Source organism: Roseateles sp. DAIF2 (assembly GCF_015624425.1).
Lineage (GTDB): Bacteria > Pseudomonadota > Gammaproteobacteria > Burkholderiales > Burkholderiaceae_C > Kinneretia.
Map to the genome: position 1 here is coordinate 1,258,062 of NZ_CP049919.1, position 21,391 is coordinate 1,279,452.

Annotated in this window: 21 protein-coding genes; 7 read left to right on the forward strand and 14 right to left on the reverse strand. The window is 69.0% G+C overall.

The genetic code is table 11. The features are described from left to right. The first annotated feature begins 39 nt into the window (after window positions 1–39). Complete coding sequence (locus tag G8A07_RS05890; protein WP_195796151.1) at window positions 40–744, forward strand: 2OG-Fe(II) oxygenase; 705 nt, start codon at window positions 40–42, stop codon at window positions 742–744. Window position 745: 1 nt separating this feature from the next. Here the strand turns inward: G8A07_RS05890 and gspF are convergent, their stop codons facing one another. The 11 genes from gspF to gspG form a co-directional block, all read right to left on the reverse strand. Next, on the reverse strand, window positions 746–1,966 hold the full coding sequence (gspF, locus tag G8A07_RS05895; RefSeq protein ID WP_195796152.1) for a type II secretion system inner membrane protein GspF: 1,221 nt from the start codon (window positions 1,964–1,966) through the stop codon (window positions 746–748). Between the two features lie 9 nt (window positions 1,967–1,975). After that, a complete protein-coding gene (gspE, locus tag G8A07_RS05900) occupies window positions 1,976–3,391 on the reverse strand; it encodes a type II secretion system ATPase GspE (protein ID WP_305798668.1) in 1,416 nt (471 codons plus the stop codon). Between the two features lie 18 nt (window positions 3,392–3,409). Continuing rightward, window positions 3,410–5,626, reverse strand: coding sequence for a type II secretion system secretin GspD (gspD, locus tag G8A07_RS05905; RefSeq protein WP_195796154.1), 2,217 nt, complete (start codon window positions 5,624–5,626; stop codon window positions 3,410–3,412). Between the two features lie 4 nt (window positions 5,627–5,630). Further along, window positions 5,631–6,458, reverse strand: coding sequence for a type II secretion system protein N (gene gspN, locus G8A07_RS05910; RefSeq protein ID WP_195796155.1), 828 nt, complete (start codon window positions 6,456–6,458; stop codon window positions 5,631–5,633). Window positions 6,459–6,463: 5 nt separating this feature from the next. Beyond that, complete coding sequence (gene gspM / locus G8A07_RS05915) at window positions 6,464–6,979, reverse strand: type II secretion system protein GspM (protein WP_195796156.1); 516 nt, start codon at window positions 6,977–6,979, stop codon at window positions 6,464–6,466. After that, a complete protein-coding gene (gene gspL / locus G8A07_RS05920; protein WP_195796157.1) occupies window positions 6,976–8,211 on the reverse strand; it encodes a type II secretion system protein GspL in 1,236 nt (411 codons plus the stop codon). Before gspL ends, gspM begins: the two co-directional genes overlap by 4 nt. A gap of 55 nt (window positions 8,212–8,266) precedes the next feature. Continuing rightward, complete coding sequence (gene gspK, locus G8A07_RS05925; RefSeq protein WP_249937240.1) at window positions 8,267–9,217, reverse strand: type II secretion system minor pseudopilin GspK; 951 nt, start codon at window positions 9,215–9,217, stop codon at window positions 8,267–8,269. Beyond that, window positions 9,214–9,900, reverse strand: coding sequence for a prepilin-type N-terminal cleavage/methylation domain-containing protein (locus tag G8A07_RS05930; RefSeq protein ID WP_249937241.1), 687 nt, complete (start codon window positions 9,898–9,900; stop codon window positions 9,214–9,216). The genes gspK and G8A07_RS05930 overlap by 4 nt, the downstream gene beginning before the upstream one ends. 26 nt (window positions 9,901–9,926) lie before the next feature. Continuing rightward, window positions 9,927–10,298 (reverse strand): type II secretion system minor pseudopilin GspI, encoded by a 372-nt coding sequence (gene gspI / locus G8A07_RS05935; RefSeq protein ID WP_195796158.1) that lies wholly within the window; start codon window positions 10,296–10,298, stop codon window positions 9,927–9,929. Beyond that, a complete protein-coding gene (locus tag G8A07_RS05940; protein ID WP_195796159.1) occupies window positions 10,295–10,771 on the reverse strand; it encodes a prepilin-type N-terminal cleavage/methylation domain-containing protein in 477 nt (158 codons plus the stop codon). The genes gspI and G8A07_RS05940 overlap by 4 nt, the downstream gene beginning before the upstream one ends. A gap of 94 nt (window positions 10,772–10,865) precedes the next feature. Then, window positions 10,866–11,303: a type II secretion system major pseudopilin GspG gene (gene gspG / locus G8A07_RS05945; RefSeq protein WP_195796160.1), complete on the reverse strand. Its 438-nt coding sequence runs from the start codon at window positions 11,301–11,303 to the stop codon at window positions 10,866–10,868. Between the two features lie 111 nt (window positions 11,304–11,414). Here gspG and G8A07_RS05950 point away from each other — a divergent pair, with 111 nt between their 5' ends. Beyond that, window positions 11,415–11,993 (forward strand): hypothetical protein, encoded by a 579-nt coding sequence (locus tag G8A07_RS05950; RefSeq protein ID WP_195796161.1) that lies wholly within the window; start codon window positions 11,415–11,417, stop codon window positions 11,991–11,993. Window positions 11,994–12,001: 8 nt separating this feature from the next. Here the strand turns inward: G8A07_RS05950 and G8A07_RS05955 are convergent, their stop codons facing one another. Further along, window positions 12,002–13,084, reverse strand: a complete 1,083-nt coding sequence (locus G8A07_RS05955) for a nicotinate-nucleotide--dimethylbenzimidazole phosphoribosyltransferase (RefSeq protein WP_195796162.1) — start codon at window positions 13,082–13,084, stop codon at window positions 12,002–12,004. Window positions 13,085–13,158: 74 nt separating this feature from the next. Next, window positions 13,159–14,745 (reverse strand): threonine ammonia-lyase, biosynthetic, encoded by a 1,587-nt coding sequence (gene ilvA / locus G8A07_RS05960; RefSeq protein WP_195796163.1) that lies wholly within the window; start codon window positions 14,743–14,745, stop codon window positions 13,159–13,161. Window positions 14,746–15,208: 463 nt separating this feature from the next. Here ilvA and G8A07_RS05965 point away from each other — a divergent pair, with 463 nt between their 5' ends. Beyond that, on the forward strand, window positions 15,209–15,631 hold the full coding sequence (locus G8A07_RS05965; protein ID WP_195796164.1) for an OsmC family protein: 423 nt from the start codon (window positions 15,209–15,211) through the stop codon (window positions 15,629–15,631). 21 nt (window positions 15,632–15,652) lie between these two features. Here the strand turns inward: G8A07_RS05965 and coq7 are convergent, their stop codons facing one another. Continuing rightward, window positions 15,653–16,309 (reverse strand): 2-polyprenyl-3-methyl-6-methoxy-1,4-benzoquinone monooxygenase, encoded by a 657-nt coding sequence (coq7, locus tag G8A07_RS05970; protein WP_195796165.1) that lies wholly within the window; start codon window positions 16,307–16,309, stop codon window positions 15,653–15,655. A 264-nt stretch (window positions 16,310–16,573) separates the two neighbouring features. Between coq7 and G8A07_RS05975 the strand changes: the two genes are divergently transcribed. The 4 genes from G8A07_RS05975 to G8A07_RS05990 all read left to right on the forward strand — a co-directional run bounded on the left by G8A07_RS05975 (window position 16,574) and on the right by G8A07_RS05990 (window position 21,390). Continuing rightward, the gene (locus tag G8A07_RS05975; protein WP_195796166.1) at window positions 16,574–17,590 is read left to right on the forward strand and encodes a porin; all 1,017 of its coding nucleotides are present in this window, start codon (window positions 16,574–16,576) and stop codon (window positions 17,588–17,590) included. A 224-nt stretch (window positions 17,591–17,814) separates the two neighbouring features. After that, entirely contained in the window at window positions 17,815–19,206 is a 1,392-nt protein-coding gene (locus tag G8A07_RS05980; RefSeq protein ID WP_249937242.1) for a porin, read from the forward strand. Between the two features lie 205 nt (window positions 19,207–19,411). Beyond that, window positions 19,412–20,161, forward strand: coding sequence for a DUF3047 domain-containing protein (locus G8A07_RS05985; RefSeq protein WP_195796167.1), 750 nt, complete (start codon window positions 19,412–19,414; stop codon window positions 20,159–20,161). A 245-nt stretch (window positions 20,162–20,406) separates the two neighbouring features. Further along, window positions 20,407–21,390, forward strand: a complete 984-nt coding sequence (locus G8A07_RS05990; protein WP_195796168.1) for an ABC transporter permease — start codon at window positions 20,407–20,409, stop codon at window positions 21,388–21,390. The last annotated feature ends 1 nt before the right edge of the window (window position 21,391 follow it).

Genomic DNA, 21,391 nt, shown 5'->3' on the forward strand with positions numbered 1-21,391 from the left:
GCGTGGTGTAATTTTGCTTTGAACTTTCGCCCGGCCGTCATGCCCACCATGGATTTTGTCGAGGTCTACGACGAGGTGCTGGACGCCGCCACCTGCCGGCAGCTGATCGAGCGCTTCGAGGCCAGCGGCCAGGCGCAGCGCGGCAGCACCGGCAGCGGCGTCGACCTGAGCCTGAAGGACAGCTGGGACATCCAGCTCGACCAGTCGAGCGGCTGGGCCGATGCGCGGCAGCTGCTGAACGATGCGGTGCTGGGCGGCTTCCGGCATTACCTGCGCCGCTATGCCCATGTGGCGCTGGCGCCGCTGCAGCTCAAGCAGCGCCAGCCCTCGGGCGCGCTGACGGTGGTCGAGGCGGCCGATGTGGCGGAGATGAAGGACGAACTGCTGACGGCGCTGGTCGCCAAGGTGTTCCGCCCCGGCGGCATCAATCTGCAGAAATACCTGGCGGACCAGGGCGGCTATCCCTACTGGCACAGCGAGCAATACCCGAAGGACGACCGCGGCGAGACCCTGCACCGCGCCCTGCTGTGGACGATCTACCTGAACGACGGCTTTGCGGCCGGCGAGACCGAGTTTCTCTACCAGCAGCGCAAGATCCGACCCCGCACCGGCAGCCTGCTGATCGCGCCGGCGGCCTTCACCCACACCCACCGCGGCAATATGCCGCGGGGCGGCAACAAGTACATCGCGACCAGCTGGCTGCTGTATCAGCGCGCCGAGGCGCTGTACGGCAAGGGGGCCTAGCTCACTTCACCCAGGTGTTGAGCTGGATGATCGGCAGCAGCACGGCCAGCACGATCAGCATCACGATCGCGCCCATCGCGACGATCAGCAGCGGCTCCAGCAGGGTGGCCATGGCCATCGCGCGGCGCTGCACCTCGGTGCCGAGCTGGCGCGCGGCGCGCTCCAGCATCTGCGGCAGCTGGCCGGTCTGCTCGCCCAGGCGCGCGAACATCGCCAGGATGCCGGGGAAGCGCTTCTTGCCGGCCAGCACCGAACCGAGCGGCGCGCCCTCGCGCACCTGCACCAGCGCGTCCAGCGCATCGGCGCGCATCGCGCGGTTGGAGAGGGTCTCGGCCGCGGCCTGCAAGGCCTTCAGGATCGGCACGCCGGCGCCGGCCAACATCGCCAGGGTCGCGGCGAAGCGCGCGCCGTTGTAGCCGCGCGTGAGCCGCCCCATCAGCGGCAGCTTCAGCAGGGCCGCGTCGAAGCGCTCGCGGAAGGCGGCATTGCGCAGCGCCCAGGACAGGGCCGAGAAGCCGCCCGCCAGCAGGCCCAGCATCAGCCAGCCCCAGTGGCGCACGAAGTCGCTGAGCGCCAGCATCGCGACGGTCAGGAAGGGCAGGGCGCGCTTGCTGCCGGTGAACACGGTGGCGATCTGCGGCACCACATAGGTGACCAGGAAGATCACGATGACGACCGCGATCAGCGAGACGATGGCCGGATAGGCCATCGCGCCGATCAGCTTGGCACGCAGCTCCTGGCGTTGCTCCAGGTCGTCGGCCAGGCGCTCCAGCACCGCGCCCAGGGCGCCGCTCTGCTCGCCGGCGGCGACCACCGCGCGGTAGACCTCGTCGAACTCGCGCGGCGCGCTGGCCAGCGCGCGCGCGAAGGGCGCGCCGGCATTGACCTCGGCCTTCAGCTGCGCCAGCAGCTCGGCCTGGCGCTGGTCCTCGCTCTCGTCGGCCAGCGCGGTCAGCGCGCGCTCGATCGGCAGGCCCGAGCCGACCAGGCCGGCCAGCTGGCGTGTCCAGACCGACAGGGTGGTGGCGCTGAAGACGCGGCGCTTCATGAAACCGATGCCGCCCTGGGCCTCGGCGCCATGCTGCTCGACCGGCGCCACGCTCAGCGGCACCAGCTGCTGCGCGCGCAGCTGGGCGCGCGCGGCGCGGGCGTTGTCGGCCTCCAGCAGGCCGGTGCTGCTGCGGCCGGCGGCGTTCAGGGCTTCGTACTTGAAGGCGGGCATGGCGGGCTACTAGTCGCGGGTGACGCGCAGGACTTCCTCGGCCGAGGTGATGCCCTCGGCGATCAGGCGCTCGCCGTCCTCACGCATCGAGCGCAGGCCCTTGGCGCGCGCGGCGATCGCCAGCTCGCCCTCGGAGGCGCGCTGGTGCACCAGCGCGCGCAACTCGTCGTCCAGCACCATCAGCTCGTAGACGCCGGTGCGGCCGCGGTAGCCGGTCTGGCCGCAGGCCGGGCAGCCGACCGGATGCCAATGGCCATCGGGGCCCTGGCGCTTGCAGCCGTCGCACAGCTTGCGCACCAGGCGTTGGGCCTGCACGCCCAGCAGGCTGGAGCTGAGCAGGAAGGGCTCGACGCCCATGTCCATCAGGCGGGTTACGGCGCTCGGCGCATCGTTGGTGTGCAGGGTGGCCAGCACCAGGTGGCCGGTCAGCGAGGCCTGGATCGCGATCTGCGCGGTCTCGTAGTCGCGGATCTCGCCGATCATGATCACGTCCGGATCCTGGCGCAGGATCGCGCGCAGCGCCTTCGCGAAGGTCAGGTCGATCTTGCTGTTGACCTGGGTCTGGCCGATGCCGGGCAGCTCGTACTCGATCGGATCCTCGACGGTCAGCACATTGGTGGTGCTGGTGTCGACCGTCTGCAGCGAGGCATAGAGGCTGGTCGTCTTGCCGGAGCCGGTCGGGCCGGTGACCAGCACGATGCCATGCGGTTGCTGCACCACGCGCTTGAAGGCGGACAGCACCTCGCCACTCATGCCCAGGCCTTCCAGGGTGAACTTCGATTCGGTCTTGTCCAGCAGGCGCAGCACCGCGCGCTCGCCATGCGCCGAGGGCAGGGTGGAGACGCGCACGTCGATCGCGCGGCCGCCGATGCGCAGCGAGATGCGGCCGTCCTGCGGCAGGCGCTTCTCGGCGATGTCCAGCTCGGCCATGATCTTCAGACGCGAGATCAGCGCGGCATGCAGGCCGCGCTTGGGCTGCACCACCTCGCGCAGGGTGCCGTCGACGCGAAAGCGCACCGAGGAGGCGCGCTCGAAGGGCTCGATATGGATGTCGCTGGCGCCGTCCTTGGCGGCCTGGGTCAAGAGCGCATTGAGCATGCGGATGATCGGCGCGTCGTTGGCCGCCTCCAGCAGGTCCTCGACCGCCGGCAGGTCCTGCATCATGCGCGACAGGTCCACCGCGCTCTCGACCTCGCCCACCACCACCGCGGCGCTCGACTCGCTGCCGGCATAGGCGCTGTTGATGCGCTCGGCCAGGGTGGCCCGGGCCTCATGCTCGAGCCGGTCCAGCGCATAGAGGCGCTGCACCTCGGACAGGGTGGCCAGCGCCACCTCGGGCGCGGCCCACAGGGTCAGCTGGTTGCCGTCGTCCTCCAGCAGCACGGTGTTGGCCTTGGCATAGGCATAGGGCAGGGGGTGGCGGATGGCCATGGTCGCCGGTCCTCAGTTGCCCGGTGCCGAGGCGGGCGCCGCCGGCGTAGCCGGCACCGAGCCCGGCAGCGCGGGCAGCACCGGCGCGCCGGTCTCGGGCAGCACGGCGCTCTGGCGCGGCTGGGCATTCTGCTGGTTGGCGCGGATCGCCTCGTAGCGGTCCAGGGTCAGCTGGTCCAGGCTGCGCTGGTCGCGCATCACCACCGGGCGCAGGAACACCATCAGATTGGACTTAACCCGTTTGCGGTTCTCGCTCCTGAACAGCTGGCCCAGCAGCGGGATGCTGGCAAGACCCGGCACCCGGTCGTCGCCGTCCTGGTATTCGTCCTTCATCAGGCCGCCCAGCACCATGATCTGGCCGTCGTCGACCACCACGGTGGTCTCGATCGCGCTCTTGTCGGTGGTCGGACCGCTGCTGGAGCTGCTGGTGCCGCCGACCACCGAGGAGTTCTCCTGGTAGACGGTCATGCGCACCGTGCCGCCCTCGCCGACCTGGCTGCGCACGCGCAGGGTCAGGCCAACGTCGCGGCGGTCGATGGTCTGGAAGGGGTTGACCGAACCGGTGCCGGTGCCGGTGTTGGTGAAGCTGCCGGTCACGAAGGGCACGTTCTGGCCGATCACGATCTTGGCCTCCTCGTTGTCCAGCGCCACCAGGTTCGGCGTCGACAGGATGTTGGCGCCGGTGTTGGCCTCGAGGAAATTGGCGATCGCGCCCAGGGTGTAGAAGCCGCCGATCTTCTGCAGCACGCCGATGTTCATCCCCTGCGGGAAGCCACCGGTTTTCAGCGCGTCCCCGATGCCGGCGCGGCCGTTGGCCACGGCGCCGGACAGGTTGATGATGTTCTGGTTGCCGCTGCCGAAATTGGTGCCGATGCCGCCGATCGTCGAGTCGCCCTTGTTGCCGGTGATGCCCTGCCATTGCACGCCGAACTGGCCCATCTTGCTGGCATCGACCTTGACGATCATCGACTCGACATGGATCTGCGCGCGCCGGCCGTCGAGCTGGTCGATCGCGGCGCGGATCTGGCGGTACAGCGGCTCGGGGGCGGTGATGATCAGCGAGTTGGTCGAGGGATCGGCCTGGATGAAGCCGCCGGTCGAGGGGCTGGCCGAGGCGGCCACCGGCGTCGTGGCCGCGGTGGAACCCTGGCTGCCGCTGTTGCTGCTGCTGGTATTGCTGCCGCCCAGGCCGCCGGCGGCGGCGCTGATCGTGCCCTGGCTGGCCGGGGTCAGCGAGCCACTGCCGCCGAAAGAACTGCTGCCCGAGCCGCTGCCGCCGGAGCCGCCGCCCGCACCGCCGCCGAAGGCGGCGCGCAGCACCGTGGCCAGCTTCACCGCGTCGGCATTCTTCAGGTAGACGACGCGGATATTGCCGGCGGCGTTGTTGTCCAGCGCCGGCTGGTCCAGCTTGTCGATCATCGCGCGCAGCGAGGCCATGCGCGCCGCATTGGGCGCGCGCAGGATCAGCGCATTGCTGCGCGGATCGGCCAGCACGCTGAGCCCGCTGCCGCCGCCGGCCTGGCCCGGTGCCCCGGGCACCGCACCGCCGCCCTCGGCCAGCTTCTGCACCAGGGCCGCGATGTCGGAGGCCACCGCATGCTTGAGCGGCACCACCTCGAGATCGGTGCCGCTGGGTGTGTCCATCGCCGCGATGATGCGCGACAGGCGCTGCAGGTTCTCGGCGTAGTCGGTGATCACCAGGCTGTTGTTGCCCGGGTTGGCGTTGATCGTGTTGTTCGGGCTGATCAGCGGGCGCAGCACCGCGACCAGGTTGTTGGCGTTCTCGTGGCTGAGCTTGTAGACCTGGGTCAGGATCTGGTCGCCGCGCTGCTTGCCACCCTCGCCGCCGACCACCACCGCGCTGGTCTGCAGCTTGGCATCGGCCTCCGGCACCACCTTGTACAGGCCACCGGATTCGACCACCGTGAAGCCCAGGCCGCGCAGGCCGGCCAGGTAGCTCAGATAGGCCTCGCGCACGCTCAGCGGCTGTTCGCTGTAGAGCGTGATCTGGCCCTTGACGCGCGGGTCGATCAGGAACTGGCGGTCCATCATCACGCCGATCGCGCGGGTCACCGCCTCGATGTCGGCATTGACGAAGTTCAATGTCACCGGGGTCTGGGCCTTCAGCGCGGGGCCGCGGGTCGCGGCCGGGGCCTGCGCGGCGGCCGGCGGGGCCAGCAGCAGCGCGGAGGACAGCGAAACCAGCAGGGGCAGGAGCTTGGCGGTCATGCTCTTATCCGATCGAAATGACGGAGCGCGCGCCCTGGCGGCGTCCGATGATGTTCAGGAGATTGTTCAGCGCGGCTTCGCGCTCCGGCGCCGCCTGGGCCTCGCCCTCGAAGCGCGCGCGGCCGTTGCTCAGGCTGCCCTGGCCGTTCAGCAGCAGGGCGCCGTCCAGGGTGCTCAGGCGCAGGGTCGAGACGCCGGCCGCGCCGGGATCGGCCGCGATGCTGAAGCGGTAGCTGCCCAGCGGCGCCACGGTGGCGATGCGCGAGGACAGGTTGACGAAGTCCAGATCCAGCTGGCCGCGCTGCACCCAGCGGCCCTGCGCCCATTCGAGCGCGAACTCGCGCGTCGCCAGGCGCATGCCGCCGCCGAGCTGCAGGGTGTTCCAGGGCGTGCCGAGGCCGCCCAGCCAGGCGGCCGGGAAGCGCGCCTGCCAGTCGCCGCCGGAGGGGTTGGGCGCGCTCAGCTCGAAGCGGCCCAGGCCCGGCTTCAGCAGCAGCTGCAGCTCGCCGTTCAGGCAGCAGGCCTGGCGCGCGCTGAACAGCAGGCCCAGGCCCTGCAGGCCGACCTTCCATTCGAGGCGGCCGGGCAGCACGCTGGCGTCGCGGCTGTCGGCGCCGCCGGTCAGCACCAGCAGGCCGGAGCCGTTCCAGACGCTGCCGCGGGTCTCGGCCAGCAGCAGATGGCCGCCGCTGGCCTGGTTCAGGCCGCGCGCCAGCCAACTGGCCGGTGCGAAGGCGACCAGCGCGATCAGCGCGCCGGCCAATGCGCCGCCGATGCTCCAGCGCCGCGAGGGGTTGCCATGGTGATGATGGGTCTTGGGTCCGGTGCTCATCGGCTTCATGGCGCGGTTCCCAAGGCCAGCACGATGGTGCCGGAGTAGCCCTGCGGCCCGCGCTGCAGGCTGGCCTCGACCGGGCGCGCGCGCGCCGCGCCGCGCACCTCGGCGAGCCAGCTCTGCAGGGCCTCGCTGCCGACGCCGTTCAGGCTCAGCACCGCGCGGTCGCCGCTGACGTTCAGGCGCGCGCTCGTGCCCAGATGCTCGCTGGCCGCCTGCAGCGCCTGCCGGGCCTGGCTCGCCGGCACCATCGGCTGGGCGCGCAGCTCGCGCGTCTCCAGCGCCAGCGCCTGCATGGTCTGCAGCTGCGCGTCCAGCTGGGTCAGCTGGGCCGGCGTCTGGCGCAGGATGCGCAGCGCCGGCTGCACCGCCACGCTCCACAGCAGCAGCAGGCCCAGCGCGGCGCCGGCCAGCTGCAGCAGGCCGCGCTCGCGCGCGCCGAGGGCCTGCCAATGGTTCTGCAGGGCGATCCAGCGCTGGCCGGCCGGGCTGTCGGCATCGAGGAAACGAGGTTTCATAGGGTGCGGGCGCGGCTCAGGGCCATGCGGCCGTCGCTGACGTCGAGCTGCCAGCCTTCGCTCTGCAGCTGGTGGCGGAATTGCTGTATCTGCGCCTCGGTCCAGCCGGTGGCGGAGAGCTGCAGGCGGCCGGTCTCGAAGCTCAGCGCGTCGACCGGGCCGCGCTCCGGTGGCCAGGCGGTGGCGGCGGCCGATAGCAGGGTCTCGAAATCCTGCTCGCCGGCGCGGCCGGCATGAGCGCGCAACAGCTCGGTCTCGCGCTGCATCTGGATCGGCGCATCGAGGATGGCGCGCACCTGCGGATGGGCGCTGCGCAGGGTGGCCTCCAGCGCGGCGCGACGCTCCTCGACCTGGCGGTGCTGCTGCCAGGCCCAGAGGTTCAGCCCCAGCAGCTGCACCGCGATCAGGGCCGTGAGGCCCCAGCGCACCGGCTGCCAGCGCCGGCTCAGGAACACCTGCCAGAACTCGCGCAGCGCACGGATGCCGCGGGTGCGCGGCGCCAGCTCGAACTGGCGCAGGTCCCAGGGGCTCTGCAGCGCCTGCAGCGCGCGCTCGCCCTCGGTCAGCGGCGGCACCGCGGTGCCCAGCCAATGCTCGGCGGCCGGGATCACATTGGGTGCACCGCTCCATTGCGCCGACTGCACCAGGCTGGGCGGGAACAGATCGCGCGCCAGGCTGCCGGCCAGGCACAGGGTGCTGGCACCCTCGGCATGGCTCCAGCGCAGCTGCAGGCCCTGGGGGCTCTCGAAGAAATGGCCGCGGGCGTGTTCGTCCGGCCAGGACAGCGGCACGATGCGGTCGACGAAGACCTGGGCCGCCTCCAGCTGGGCCAGCTGCTCCTGCAGCCAACCCCGGTGCGTCACCGCCACCCAGGCCGGCTCGCCGCCCAGCATCTCGGGCTCGACCGCGAAGTGCAGTTGCTCGGTATCGTCCAGCAGCGCCTCCTCCAGCAGGCCGCCCAGGGCGGCTCGCAGCTTGCCGCGGCCGGCGCGCGGGAGGGTCAGGCGTTGCCAGCCGATGTCGGCCTCGGCCGGCACGGCCAAGACGGTGTCGGCGCGCGGCAGCAGCGCGGGCGCGGCGCGGCCCTGCGATTCGACATGGCGGCCGTCCAGGCTCAGCACGAAGTCGTACTCGCGTCCCGCCTCGGCGCGGGGCGCGTCGGCGGGCGGGGCGTTGCGGCCCTGGGCACGCAGGCGGCTGCGCTGGGGCAGAAGGAGGATGAGGGTGCTCATGTTCGGTGGGACATTCTAGGAGGAGGGCATGACGCGCCGATAGCGGGTGATCCCCTCAGCGTGCAGCCTCCAGCACCAGGTTGACGCGCTGGCGGCTCAGCACCTGCATCTCCAGGTCGCGCCGGCGGATCAGCGAGCGCTCCTCGAGCACACGTTCCTCCAGGCGCAGGCGGCCGCTGACATGGAAATAGTTGGAGGCGACGGACGCGCGCTCCGCGCTGAGCACGACGGCCTGCGGCAGCTGGGTCTTGGCCTCCTCCAGGTTGCGGAACGGTGCGGTCTTGCGCACCTGCACCAGGCGCTGGGCCGAGGCCAGGTCCATGCCGTCGAACAGCGCGGCGATCACCTCGCGCGGCGCGGTGTTCAGGTTCACCGGCGTCGGGGTCGGCAGCAGGGTGACGAAGGGGCGCAGCCGCTCGATGGTCTCGGCCGACAGGCCCAGCCAACGCAGCTGGTCCAGCTCCCTTGGGCGCAGCGGCGCGGTGGCCATGTCGGGCTGCTCGGCGAAGGCGGCGCGCAGCTGGGTCAGCAGGCGGCCGGCGGTCTCGGCCGGCACGCCGGCGTTTTCGCACAGGCGCTCCAAGGTGCGCTGCTCCAGCGCGGCATCGGCCGGGCGCAGCAGGTTGCGCAGGTTGTACTGGGCCTGGGCATCGGCGATGCCGCCGGCCAGGAAGGCCTCCGGGCCATCCTGGGCGTTCTCGCGGTCGGCCGCCAGGAAGGTCGAGAGCCGCGCCTCGGCCAGCGGCACGGCCCAGATCTCGCCCAGATGGTCAACCGGCTCGTTGCGGTTGGCGCGCGCATCCTCGCGCAGGATCAGGCGAGCCCAGTCCAGCGCGCCCTGCAGGATCCAGGACGACTGCGCGCGCGCGCGGTCGGCCGCCTCGATCTCCACCGCGCGGTACTGGCGCCAGACCATCGCCGCGGCCAGGCTGGCCACCAGCGCGACGATCAGCATCGCGGTCAGCAGCGCGGTGCCGGCCTGGGCCTTGCGGGCGAGCCTCCTCACGTCTGCGGCCCCAGCAGGATCTGGCGCGTCAGCGGGCCGTCGAAGCCGCCGCCGGGCGCGAACTGCAGGATCATGCGCACGCCGCTGGGCAGCACATGCTTGCTGCTGTTCGGGCCGGCCTGGTCGGGGTTGGGGTTCGGATTGGGGTTCGGGCCGGGCGGATTGGCGGGCGGCGGGCTCGGCTGGGCCACGTCGTCGCTGGACTGCGCGTTGCTCCAGGCGTTGCCGCGGTAGAAGAACATCTGCCAGCCGCTCAGGCCTTCCAGCGCCACCAGCTGGCGCGTCTGCGGTTCCAGCCCCTGCTGGCTGCGCGTCAGCGCGTCGATCAGGGCCTGCTGGGTCGTCAGCGCCGCGCTTTCCCAGCGGTACAGCCTGCCTTCGCGCAGGGTCCAGGCGACTAGCTGCAGGCCCTCGGCCTGGCGGCGCAGGATGCGCAGCGTGGAGCCGTCGAAGGTCAACGGCGGCACAGTGTTCAGCTCGCTGTCCTGCAGCATGCGCAGGTCCTGCTCCCATTGCACCAGCACCGTCTGCAGCCGCTCGCTGCGCTGCAGGCTGGCCTGGCTGATCTCGCGGCTGCGCAGCATGCCGTCGATGCCGCGCCAGGCCATCACCGCGATCGCGGCCATGATGACCAGGGCCACCAGCACCTCGACCAGGGTGAAACCGGTACTCCGGTTCGACAAACCGCGGGATCTGCGGATCGCCATCATCAGTAGCGGCCCATGATGGTGGACAGGGTCAGGAGCGGCACGCCGTCGGCGCTGCCGATCTGCGCGTCGATGCGGCGGAAGTTCGGGTTCGGCGTGGGTCGAACCAGCAGCTTGCCGCGGTACTCGCGGCCGAGCTGGCTGCAGCCGAAGTCCTGGTCGCCGACGCCGGGGAACTGGCGGGTCAGGCGCAACTCGGTCAGCTGGTTCTCGGCGCACCATTGCGCCGCGCTGACCTGGGCCAGGCGCTCGGCGTTGTCAGTCAGCGCGCCGGCCGCCTTCAGCCCGGCCGCCAGGGTGATGCCGACGATGGCCAGCGCCACCAGCACCTCGACCAGGGTGAAGCCCCGCGCCGGGCGGCCGCCGGGCCTCATGGCGGCGGCGCCTCGCTGACGGTCTCGAAGGGCGCCAGCCCGTCGGTCGCGAGGGTCAGGTGTTGCTGGCCCAGGCTCAGGCGCACGCGCTGCGCGCCGATCAGCGGCTCCGGGCCCAGGCGCACGCTGTTGCCGCCGGCGATCTGCACCGCCACCGGCTCACCCAGCCAGCGGGTCGGCATGCGCATGCGCGCCGGCAGGCCCTCGAAGCGGAACTGCGCGCCATGGGCATCCTGCACCGGCCGCCAGAAGACGCTCAGGCCGGCGGCGCGCGCCTCGGCGCGGGCGTTCTCGAACAGCGCGGCCAGGCGCTCCGCCTCGCGCTCCAGCTGGGCCGCGGCCGGATCGCGCAGGCTCAGGCTGATCGTCGCGGTGGCGATCGCGATCAGCGCGACGACCACCAGCAGCTCGATCAGCGTGAAGCCACGCGCAGGGCGGGCGGCGCTGTGCTGCCGTTCGCCGGGCCGCCCCAAGAACGGCAGGGCGCAACCGGGGCGGGGCAGGCCCCGGCCTGGTTGCGGTCCCCGCGGGGGACCGACTGCGTACCCGCAGGCGAGGGGCACCTTGCTACTGCCAAGAGCCGATATCGGCGTCCTTGCCCTCGCCACCGGCGCGGCCGTCGGCGCCGAAGCTGTAGACGTCGATCTCGCCCTTCACGCCGGGATTGGCATATTGATAGGGGCGGCCCCAGGGGTCGTTGGGCAGCTTTTCGACATAGGGCTTCCAGTTGCCCGGGGCCGGGCCGGAGCTGGGCTTGCGCACCAGCGCCTCCAGGCCTTGCTCGCCGGTGGGAAAGCGCTGGTTGTCGAGCTTGTAGAGCTTGAGCGCCTGCATCAGGTTGTTGACGTCGGTGCGCGCCGCGGTGACGCGCGCGTCGTCGGCGCGGTCCAGCACATTGGGCACCACCAGCGCCGCCAGCACGCCGATGATGACCAGCACGACCAGCAGTTCGATCAGGGTGAAGCCGCGCGTGCGGCGGAGACGGGATAGAGGGTTTGCTTGCATGCGGCCCAGCCGGGTTGATCGGATCGGCTGAATCATAATCGGCTCATGCGTGCTCGATTGTTGGCCTTTGTGGTCTGGGCCTTGTTGGCCTGTGTCAGCGTTTTCTGGCTCATGAAGCTGGTAGTTCGGCCCTTGCCGGTGCCGCCGCAGGCCGTGCCCGCGGCCGACGCGACCGGCCCGCGCGCCGACCTCGCGCGCCTGCTCGGCGCAGCGCAGGCGCAGGCCGCGGTGCCCGAGCCGCAGGCGGCCAATGAGGGGCGCTTGCGCCTGGTGGGCTTGGTCGCGCCCAAGCAGGCGGGCCAGCCGCAGCATGCCGGCGAGGGCGTCGCTGTGATCTCGGTCGATGGCGCGCCGCCGCGGCCGGTGCGCGTGGGCGGCCTGGTGGATGGCGAGCTGCGGTTGCTGGCGCTGGATGCTCGCTCGGCCGCGCTGGGCAGCCAGGGCGTGGTCAGCCTGCGGCTGAATCTGGCGCCGCCGGTGCCCGCCGCGACCGGTTCCCTGCCGGTCGCGCAGAGCACGCCGGTGCCGGGGCAGCCGATGATGGCGCCGCCGCCGCAACCCTCACCGAATGCACCGCTGCCGGGGCTGGTGAGCGGCGGCCCCGGTGGCACCGCGCCGGATCTGCAGCAGCAACAGCAACATCAGCCGCCGCCATCGGATCTGCCGATCCGCGGCGGGGCCGCGCGCTGAATCAATTGTCATAAATTGTTGATCGGGCCGCTGACCGCCTGATCCAGCAGCGGCAAGGGGCGCGAGTCGCCCGGCTTGTCTCTGACTTCGTGCAGCTCGCTGAGCAGGGCCGCGGCGCTGCGGATCAGTGGCCAGGCCAGCGCGGCGCCGGTGCCGTCGCCGCTTTCCATGCCCAGCTCCAGCAGGGCCGAGGCATGGAAGATGGCCAGCGCTTCATCGAGCCCGCGATGCCCATGGCTGCGGCAGAACACCGCATAGTCGGTCACCGGTGCGGCGATCAGCGCGGCGATCTTCAGCGCGGCGCAGGCGGCCATGCCGTCGATGATGATCAGCTGGCGCTTGCTGGCCGCGACCAGCATCGCGCCGGTCATCACCGCGATTTCGAATCCGCCCAGCGCGGCCAGCACCTCCAGCGGTTCGCTGAGCTCGCGGTGCCGCGCCTGCGCGCCCTGCAGGATCAGCAGCAGATGGGACAGGTGATCCTGGCGCATGTCGGGGCCGGCGACGATGAAGTCGCGCAGCGGGCTGCCGACCAGCGCTGCCAGCAGCAGCGCGGCGCTTTCCTGCGAGCCCTGGCCGAGGCCGGCGAAGGCCAGCGCGTTGCCGGGCAGATGGTCGGCGATCTCCATGCCGACGCGCAGGCCGGCATGGGCCTGCTCCATGCTCATCGCCGCGCCGGTGCGGGCGTTGCGTGTGCCATGTGCGATCTTGCGCGCCAGCAGCCGGGCATGCGGCTGCAGCGGCTCGGCGATGCCGCAGTCGACCACATGAAAGCCCAGCCCCTGCTGGCGCGCGAACACCGCCGCCGGGATGCGCTGCTGCAGCGCGAGCAGGGCCTGCTCGCGGGTGCTGCGGCCATGCAGCAGGCCGATGCCGTCGACCGCGATGCCATGGTCGGCCGCGAACAGGGCCAGGGCCGGGGCGTTGAAGCGCGGGGTCAGGGTGTTCTGCACCAGGCCCAGGCGCACCGCCAGCGGCTCCAGCTCGCCCATGCCGCCGGCCACCGCGGCGCGGCGGTCGATGCGCTCGCGCAGCGACCTCTCCAGCTCGGGGTTGGCGGTCGGCGAGATCAGCGACTGGTGGATGGGCATGGCAGGCTTGATTCTGCGGCCGGGCGGCGTGGCCGGCCATCCGCAGCGCCCCTAGCCGGGGCGCTGCCCGTCGCCTAGCGCAGGAACAGCTTGTAGACCGGGTTCTGGCTTTCGTCCTGGTAGGGGTAGTGCAGCGAATCGAGGAACTCGCGCAGCGCGCCGCTGTCGCCGCGCGGCACCTGGATGCCGACCAGGATGCGGCCGTAGTCGGCGCCCTGGTTGCGGTAGTGGAACAGGCTGATGTTCCAGTCCGGATGCATGCTGGAGAGGAAGCGCATCAGCGCGCCCGGGCGCTCGGGGAAGGTGAAGCTGTACAGGCGCTCGTTCTTTGCCAGCTCGCCGCGGCCGCCGACCATGTGGCGCAGGTGCTGCTTGGCCAGCTCGTTGTCGGTCAGGTCCTCGGTCGGGAAGCCATGCCTGATGAACTGCTTGGCCAGGCGCTCGGCCTCGTCGCGCTTGTGGATCGAGACGCCGACGAAGATATGGGCCGACTCGGCGTCGGCGATGCGGTAGTTGAACTCGGTGACGCTGCGCGGGCCGAGCAGCTCGCAGAAGCGCCGGAAGCTGCCGCGCTCCTCGGGGATGGTGACCGCGAACAGGGCCTCGCGCTGCTCGCCGACCTCGGCGCGCTCAGCGACGAAGCGCAGGCGGTCGAAGTTCATGTTGGCGCCGCAGGTGATCGCGACCAGGGTCTGGCCCTTGGCGCCGGTCTTGGCGACGTACTGCTTGATCGCCGCAACGCCCAGGCCGCCGGCCGGCTCCAGGATGCTGCGGGTGTCCTCGAACACATCCTTGATCGCGGCGCAGACGGCGTCGGTGTCGACGATCACGAAGTCGTCGACCAGGGCCCGGGTGATGCGGAAGGTTTCCTCGCCGACCAGCTTGACCGCGGTGCCGTCGGAGAACAGGCCCACGTCGGCTAGCTGCACGCGCTTGCCGGCCTTGACCGAGCGCGCCATCGCGTCCGAGTCCTTGGTCTGCACGCCGATGATCTTGATCTCGGGGCGCACCGCCTTGATGTAGGCGGCGACGCCGGAGATCAGGCCGCCGCCGCCGATCGCGACGAAGATCGCGTCGATCGGGCCGGGATGCTGGCGCAGGATCTCCAGCGCGATCGTGCCCTGGCCGGCGATCACGTCCGGATCGTCGAAGGGATGGACGAAGGTCAGGCCCTGCTCGCGCTCCAGCTCGATCGCGCGGCCATAGGCGTCGGTGAAGCTGTCGCCATGCAGCACGACCTCGCCGCCCAGGGCCTGGACCGCGTCGATCTTGACCTTGGGGGTGGTGACGGGCATCACGATCACCGCGCGGCAGCCTAGCTTCTTTGCCGAGAGCGCGACGCCCTGGGCATGGTTGCCGGCCGAGGCGCAGATCACGCCCTTGGCACGAGCCTCGGGCGACAGATGCGCCATCTTGTTGTAGGCGCCACGCAGCTTGAAGCTGAACACGGGCTGCTGGTCCTCGCGCTTCAGGAAGACCTTGTTGGCCAGGCGCTTGGACAGGTTCTTGGCGGCGTCCAGCGGGGTTTCAATCGCCACCTCATACACCTTGGCGTTCAGGATGCGCTGCAGATAGCTGTTGTCGCTGGGAATCAGCGCCGGTTGCTGGCTGCTCGAACGGGTCCTGTTGGGGGTGCGGCGCGAGGGGGCGGGGCCGGCCATGAATGTCCTCCGATGCTGTGGCTGTTGCGGCGCAGCATGATAAGCGAGGGGCGGCGGCGGCCCGGTTCACCGGGGCGGTGCACAAACGGCCAAAAGGCGGCGGGGGAAGCGCGGGACGAAAAAAAGCCCGAGTCCTTGCGGGCTCGGGCTGAATCCACCATGGAGGCGGTGGAGGAGACAAACGGTGCAACGGGAACCCGTTTTGGCGCGAAGCCGTTCTGCTGAAATACTTTTTTCTCCAGAACGGTGCATCGCGAAAAACTAATGCATCACTTTGGTAAAAACCGCGATCTGCATTCAACCGCATACGTTTGCGGCTTGTTTCCATCTGCTTGTCTGGAATTCTACCGGCAACTCATGTTGCGCTGCAATATGTTTTTCCGGGCGCGGTGCAGGAATTCACGGCCGCGCCATTGCGGCGATGATGGGTGGTTTTCGCGACAAGTTGGAAGGACGATCCCAGATGGAATGCACGATCAATTGGATGGGCGTGGATGGCATGGCCTTCGTGGCCGAGACCGGCAGCGGCCACCTGCTGACGATGGACGGCGCGCCGGCCGGCGGCGGCCGCGACCTGGCGCCTCGGCCGATGGAAGCCGTGCTGGCCGGCACCGGCGGCTGCACCGCCTATGACGTGGTGCTGATCCTCAAGCGCGGCCGTCACGATGTGCGCGGCTGCCAGGTCAAGCTCAAGGCCGAGCGGGCCGAAGTCGACCCCAAGGTGTTCACCAGCATCCACATGCACTTCGTCGTCACCGGCAAGGGCCTGAACGCGGATGCGGTGGCGCGCGCGGTAGCGCTGTCGCATGAGAAGTACTGCTCGGCCAGCATCATGCTGGCCAAGACCGCGGCGATCACGACCTCGGTGGAGATCGTCGAAGTTTGAATCGGCGCGAAGCGCGCCGGGTCAGATCCGGTGCGCGGTGACGGTCATCACCTTGGCCGCGAGGCGCATCAGGCCCTTGATGGGCGCGGGCAGTTCCTGTGCGCCGGCGGCCAGCGCCTCGTCGGCATGGCGGGCCTCGTCCTCCTTCATCTGGGCGACGATGGCGCGTGAGGCGTGGTCTTCGGCCGGCAGGCGATCCAGATGGCCGGCCAGATGCTCCTCGACCTGGCGCTCGGTTTCGACCACGAAGCCCAGGCTCAGCTTGTCGCCGGCCAGCCCGGCCAGGGTGCCGAAGGCGAACGCGCCACCCCACCACAGCGGGCTCAGGCGGCTGACATGGCTGTTCAGCTGGTCCAGCCGCTCGCGCGTCCAGGCCAGATGGTCTTCTTCTTCCCGGGCCGCGTGCAGGAAATGTTCGCGCAGCCCGGCATCACGGCAGACCAGGGCCTGCGACTGGTACAGCGCCTGGGCGCAGATCTCGCCGACATGGTTGACCCGCATCAGGGCGCCGGATAGCTGCTGTTCCTCGCGGGCGAGTGCCGGTGTTGCCTCGGTGGCCCGCGGCGTCGCGCGGCTGCGGCCATGGTGGCCGAACATCGTGCGCAGACCATGATCCAGACTGGCGAGCAGCCGGTCGGGCGGAGAGAGACGGGTCGAGGGCGGGGTCGCGGAGCTCATCGGGGCGGCAGTTTAGTCCGCTCGCCCGCGACCCGCCAAATCAGTCTGGCGGGATTGAATATGAGGGTTTTCGATGACAGTTTTTCGAGTCCTGTTTCACGTTGCGCCTGGACAACGAAGCCCAGGCTTTTTGCGCGTTTCTATCTGGTCACAGCGGGTTTGCTCTGGTGCAATACGGCAACTTCCGCTCAGGAGGTTGGCCTGATCGGCCCCGTCAAAAGGGCTTCCCGGATCGGGGCCTCTTACTCAACCAAGGAGAATCGAATGAAGAAATCCCTGATTGCGCTGGCCGTGCTGGGCTCGATGGTGGGCGCTGCGGCAGCACAGTCCTCGGTGACGCTGTTCGGCGGTGTTGACCTGAACGTGCGCTACAACAAGGGTGGCGGCCAGACCACGAAGTCGATGGGTTCCGACGGTATCTATAGCAGCCGTTGGGGTCTGCGTGGCGTCGAGGATCTGGGCGGTGGGCTGAAGGCTGGTTTCTGGCTGGAGTCGGCAATCAACCCGGATAGCGGCACGCCCAACGGCAAGCGTTTCTGGCATCGTCGTGCTTCGGTCAGCCTGATGGGTGATTTCGGTGAGGTGCGCCTGGGTCGCTATCTGACCAACCAGTTCACGGCTTTCGCTGACTTCGATCCGTTCGGTACCAATGGCGTTGGTGACGTGAACAAGTTCTTCGCCAAGGAAGCGCACCCGATCAACGGCAATATCTCGGGCTCGACCCGTGCCGACAACATCGTTGGCTACTTCCTGCCTTCCAATCTGGGTGGCTTCTACGGCTCGGTCGAAGTGGCTGCTGGTGAAGGTCAGACCCTTCCGGATCCGAACAACAAGTACATCGGCGTGCGTGTGGGTTACGCTCAGGGCCCGTTCAACGTCAGTGGCGCGTTTTCGAGCAATGATCCCGACACCTCGAACATCGACTACAAGCGTACGACCTTCTCCGGCTCTTACGATCTCGGCGTGGTTAAGCTGATGGGCTTCTACTCGCAGAACAAGTTCGGCTCTGCCAAGCAGAAGATTGGCCTGATCGGCGCCAGCGCCCCGCTGGGCAGCGGTACCGTGCGAGCCTCTTACACCAAGGCTACGAACACCTCGCAGATCGCGGTTGGCTACATCCACGACCTGTCCAAGCGTACGGCGCTGTACGGTACCGTGGCTCGTGTGGATAACAAGCCCGGTTCCAGCGCCCGCGTGGCTGGCACCGATCCTTGGATTGCTGGCATTAAGTCTGGCTTTGACAACGGCGGCGTCGAAGTCGGTATCCGCCACACCTTCTAATAACAAAGAAGGAAGCTGCTGCCCCGTTTTGCGGGGCAGGCCTTGCGAAGCCGCCCTCCGGGGCGGTTTTTTCTTTGTCTGAGTTAGCTTGGTCAAGTGACGAGCTCACTGTCGCTGGCGCGACAGGGTTAGTGCCTGTGGGTCGAGGGCAACAAAGCAATCCGCTGTCTAGTCCCTAGATCGACAATTGTGCGATTACAAGGCGAACCGAAGGAGACAAGCTGATGATGAAGAAGACTGCCCTGATTCTCGCTCTGGCTGCCGTGAGCCCCGTCGGCTGGGCGCAGTCCAGCGTCAACATCTACGGCATCCTGGATGGAGGCGTCAGCTACACCACGGGCATTGCGGGCGGCACACGCAAACAGGTGGTCAGCGGCATCATGGACGGCTCGCGTTTCGGCCTGCGAGGCAATGAAGACTTGGGTGGTGGCTATCGTGCGCTGTTCCTGATGGAAAACCGGCTGGAACTGGATACTGGCAGCAACAGCAACCTGCCCGTGTCGGGCGGGACCTTCCTGCCGGATCGCTGGGGCAAACAGTCGGCGATCTTCACGCCGACCGCATTCACGGCGCCGGCCGGGCCGACGCAGCAGGCGCTGATCGGTACTGCCAGTGCTGTTCTTGGTGGCGTTTTGCAGTCGGCCACGGACCAACTCGGCGCCGCCCTGTCGGCGGGGTCCTTTGGCGTCAACATCGGCAATACCCGCTTCTGGGATCGTCAGGCCTATGTGGGCCTGGTGACGCCGTTCGGTGGCATCCTGGCCGGTCGTCAGTACACCCCGGCTTATGAGCTGAACGCGGCTTTCGACACGATGGGTACCCAGTCCAGCCTGGCTGCGGGCCAGGTGGCCGCCGTACCGGCCGTGATCGACATCCGTCAGGACAACGCGCTGCAATACCGTATCCAGCAAGGCGGGCTTAGCGCCAGCCTGATGGCGGCCGCCGGCGAGGGCTCGACCTCCCAGGGGCGCTTTTATGGCGCGATGGCGATGTACAAGACCGACGCTTATGGTGTCGGTGTCGGCATCAATACCAAGCAGAACGAACTGGGTGAACGTTCGCTGCGCACCATCACGCTGGGCGCCTCGGCCAAGATCGGCCCGGGCACCCTGAGCTTCCTCTACAACGACATCTCCAATCCCAATCCTGCCGGCATCTCGCGTCTGCTGGGCAATTTGCGCGGGGCACTGCAGGGCGGGATCACGTCGGGAGCAATCGCGGCGGCGATCAATGCCCGAGTTCCGGGCGGTCAAGGCGCCTTCATGGCCAGCCAGATCAATGTGAACAACCTGGTCAATGACTACAAGTCGGCCTTCGTTCAGGATGCGGCCGCTTTCAGCATCGGCTACCGCGCCACCTTCGGCCCGCACACGGTCTACACCGCCTTCAACCGTCTGAACGACAAGACCCGCTTCAACGGGGATACCGATTCCTACGGCGTGGTCTACACCTATGCGCTGTCCAAGCGCACCGACCTGAACTTTGTCGCGACCCATTTCGACAACAAGGCGGGCGGTCAGGCCGCGCCGGGTCAGGCCGGCTTCCTCGGCGGCTTCACCCGCGCGCCGGGCGTGGACTCCAACAATCTGGCGATGGGCATCCGTCACCGTTTCTGATCCGGCCGGGCGGATGGCGGCGACCGTGCTGCCACAATCCGCCTGACGTTGAGAGCGAAGCAAGCAAGGGCCGCCGCGTGCGGCCCTTGTCTTTTTGTGCTGAGCAGGCGGCGCATGGAACGATCGGAGGATTTGCGTGGAATGGTGGCAGCAGCAGCGATGCGGGGTTGATGCATCAGGTGCAAGGCCATGGCATGTCGTGGCCGTGACGGCCTTGCTGGTCGCAGGTTGCGCCCACCAGGCGCCGCCGCCGGCCGATACGGGTGCGGCGCAGCAGATCGATCTGCCGGGCTGGTCCGACCAGACCCTGCCGGGCAAGCGCGCGACGGCCTACAGCCTCAGCGCGCAGGGCGGGCGTTCCTGCGTGCTGGCGCGGGCCGAGCAGTCGGCAAGCCTGTGGCGGCGCCGCCTGCAGCTGGCGCCGGAGTCGCTGGCCCAGGTCGAGTTCTCCTGGTGGCTGATGCGCGCCGAGCCGCGCGCGACCGTGACCCAGTCGGACCGTGACGATGCGCCGGCGCGTCTGGTGCTGGCCTTTGATGGCGACCGGCAGCGCCTGTCGCTGCGCAACCGCGCGCTGTTCGAGATGATGGAAACGCTGACCGGTGAGGCGCCGCCCTACGCCACCCTGATGTATGTCTGGGACAGCCATGCCGAGCCCGGCAGCATGGTGGTCAGCGTGCACAGCGACCGCGTGCGCAAGATCGTCGTCGGCTCCGGCGATGGGCAGCAGGGGCGCTGGCTCGATTTCCGGCGCGATGTGGTGGCCGACTACCGGCGCGCCTTCGGCGAGCCGCCCGGCGCGCTGGTCGGTGCGGCCTTCATGACCGATGCCGACAACACCCGCAGCCGCAAGACCGCCTGCTACGGCGACCTGGTCTTCCGCGCACCCGACGCCAGCCTGCTGCCCGGCAGCCTGCAATTACCACAGGGCAACAAACCCGCATCGGCGTCCTAGGGCTTTCCCGTTTGCCGCTGTTACCAGACTTCTCCATGATGGCGCCCAGCCGGCCGGTGCACTGCCTTGGTGCCCGGTCGATGTATGTGCATGCGCTGAGGGGCTGCCTTGCTGTATTGACCAGCTGCCACGCTTGGCGCGCGTTGCGTGACGGCGGTGGCATCAGGCATGGCAGGTGGCCCGGATCATGCATGCGACGAGCGTGGTAATGGTGGCCCACGTTTCCAATCGCTGACCGACAAGACATGCTAGTTTTCATTCTCAGACGCCTCGCTCAGGCCATCGTCGTGATGCTGACCGTGGCCTTCATCGCCTTCATGCTGTTCCAGTATGTCGGCGACCCGGTCACCAACCTGCTGGGCCAAGACGCGACGCCCGAACAACGCGACCAGCTGCGCAAGGACCTGGGCCTGGACGATCCCTTCCCGGTTCAGTTCGCCAAGTTCATCGGCAATGCGGTGCAGGGCGAGTTCGGCCTCAGCCTGCGCCAGGGCCGCAAGGTCTCGACCCTGATCGTCGAGCGCTTCCCCGCCACGCTGGAGCTGGCGATGGCGGCCGGCGTGATCGCGCTCGTGGTGGGCATACCGCTGGGCGTCTACGCCGCGCTGCGGCGCGGGCGCTTCGCCTCACAGCTGCTGATGACCTTGTCGCTGCTGGGCGTGTCGCTGCCGACCTTCCTGATCGGCATCCTGCTGATCCTGATCTTTGCGGTGAACCTGAAATGGCTGCCCAGCTTCGGCCGCGGCGAGGTGATCGCCTTCGGCACATGGACCACCGGCCTCTTAACCTGGGACGGGCTCAAGCATCTGCTGCTGCCGGCGATCACCTTGTCGGTGTTCCAGCTGACCCTGATCATGCGCCTGGTGCGCGCCGAGATGCTGGAGGTGCTGCGCACCGACTACATCAAGTTCGCCCGCGCCCGCGGCCTCTCCAACCGCGCCGTGTATTTCGGCCACGCGCTGAAGAACACCCTGGTGCCGGTGATCACGATCACCGGCCTGCAGCTCGGCTCGCTGATCGCCTTCGCGATCATCACCGAGACCGTGTTCCAGTGGCCGGGCATGGGCCTGCTTTTCATCCAGGCGGTGCAGTTCGCCGACATCCCGGTGATGGCCGCCTATCTGTGCCTGATCTCCTTCATCTTCGTCACGATCAACCTGCTGGTCGACATGCTGTATTTCGCGGTTGATCCGCGCCTGCGCATCGAGGGCAAGGCCGGAGGCCACTGAG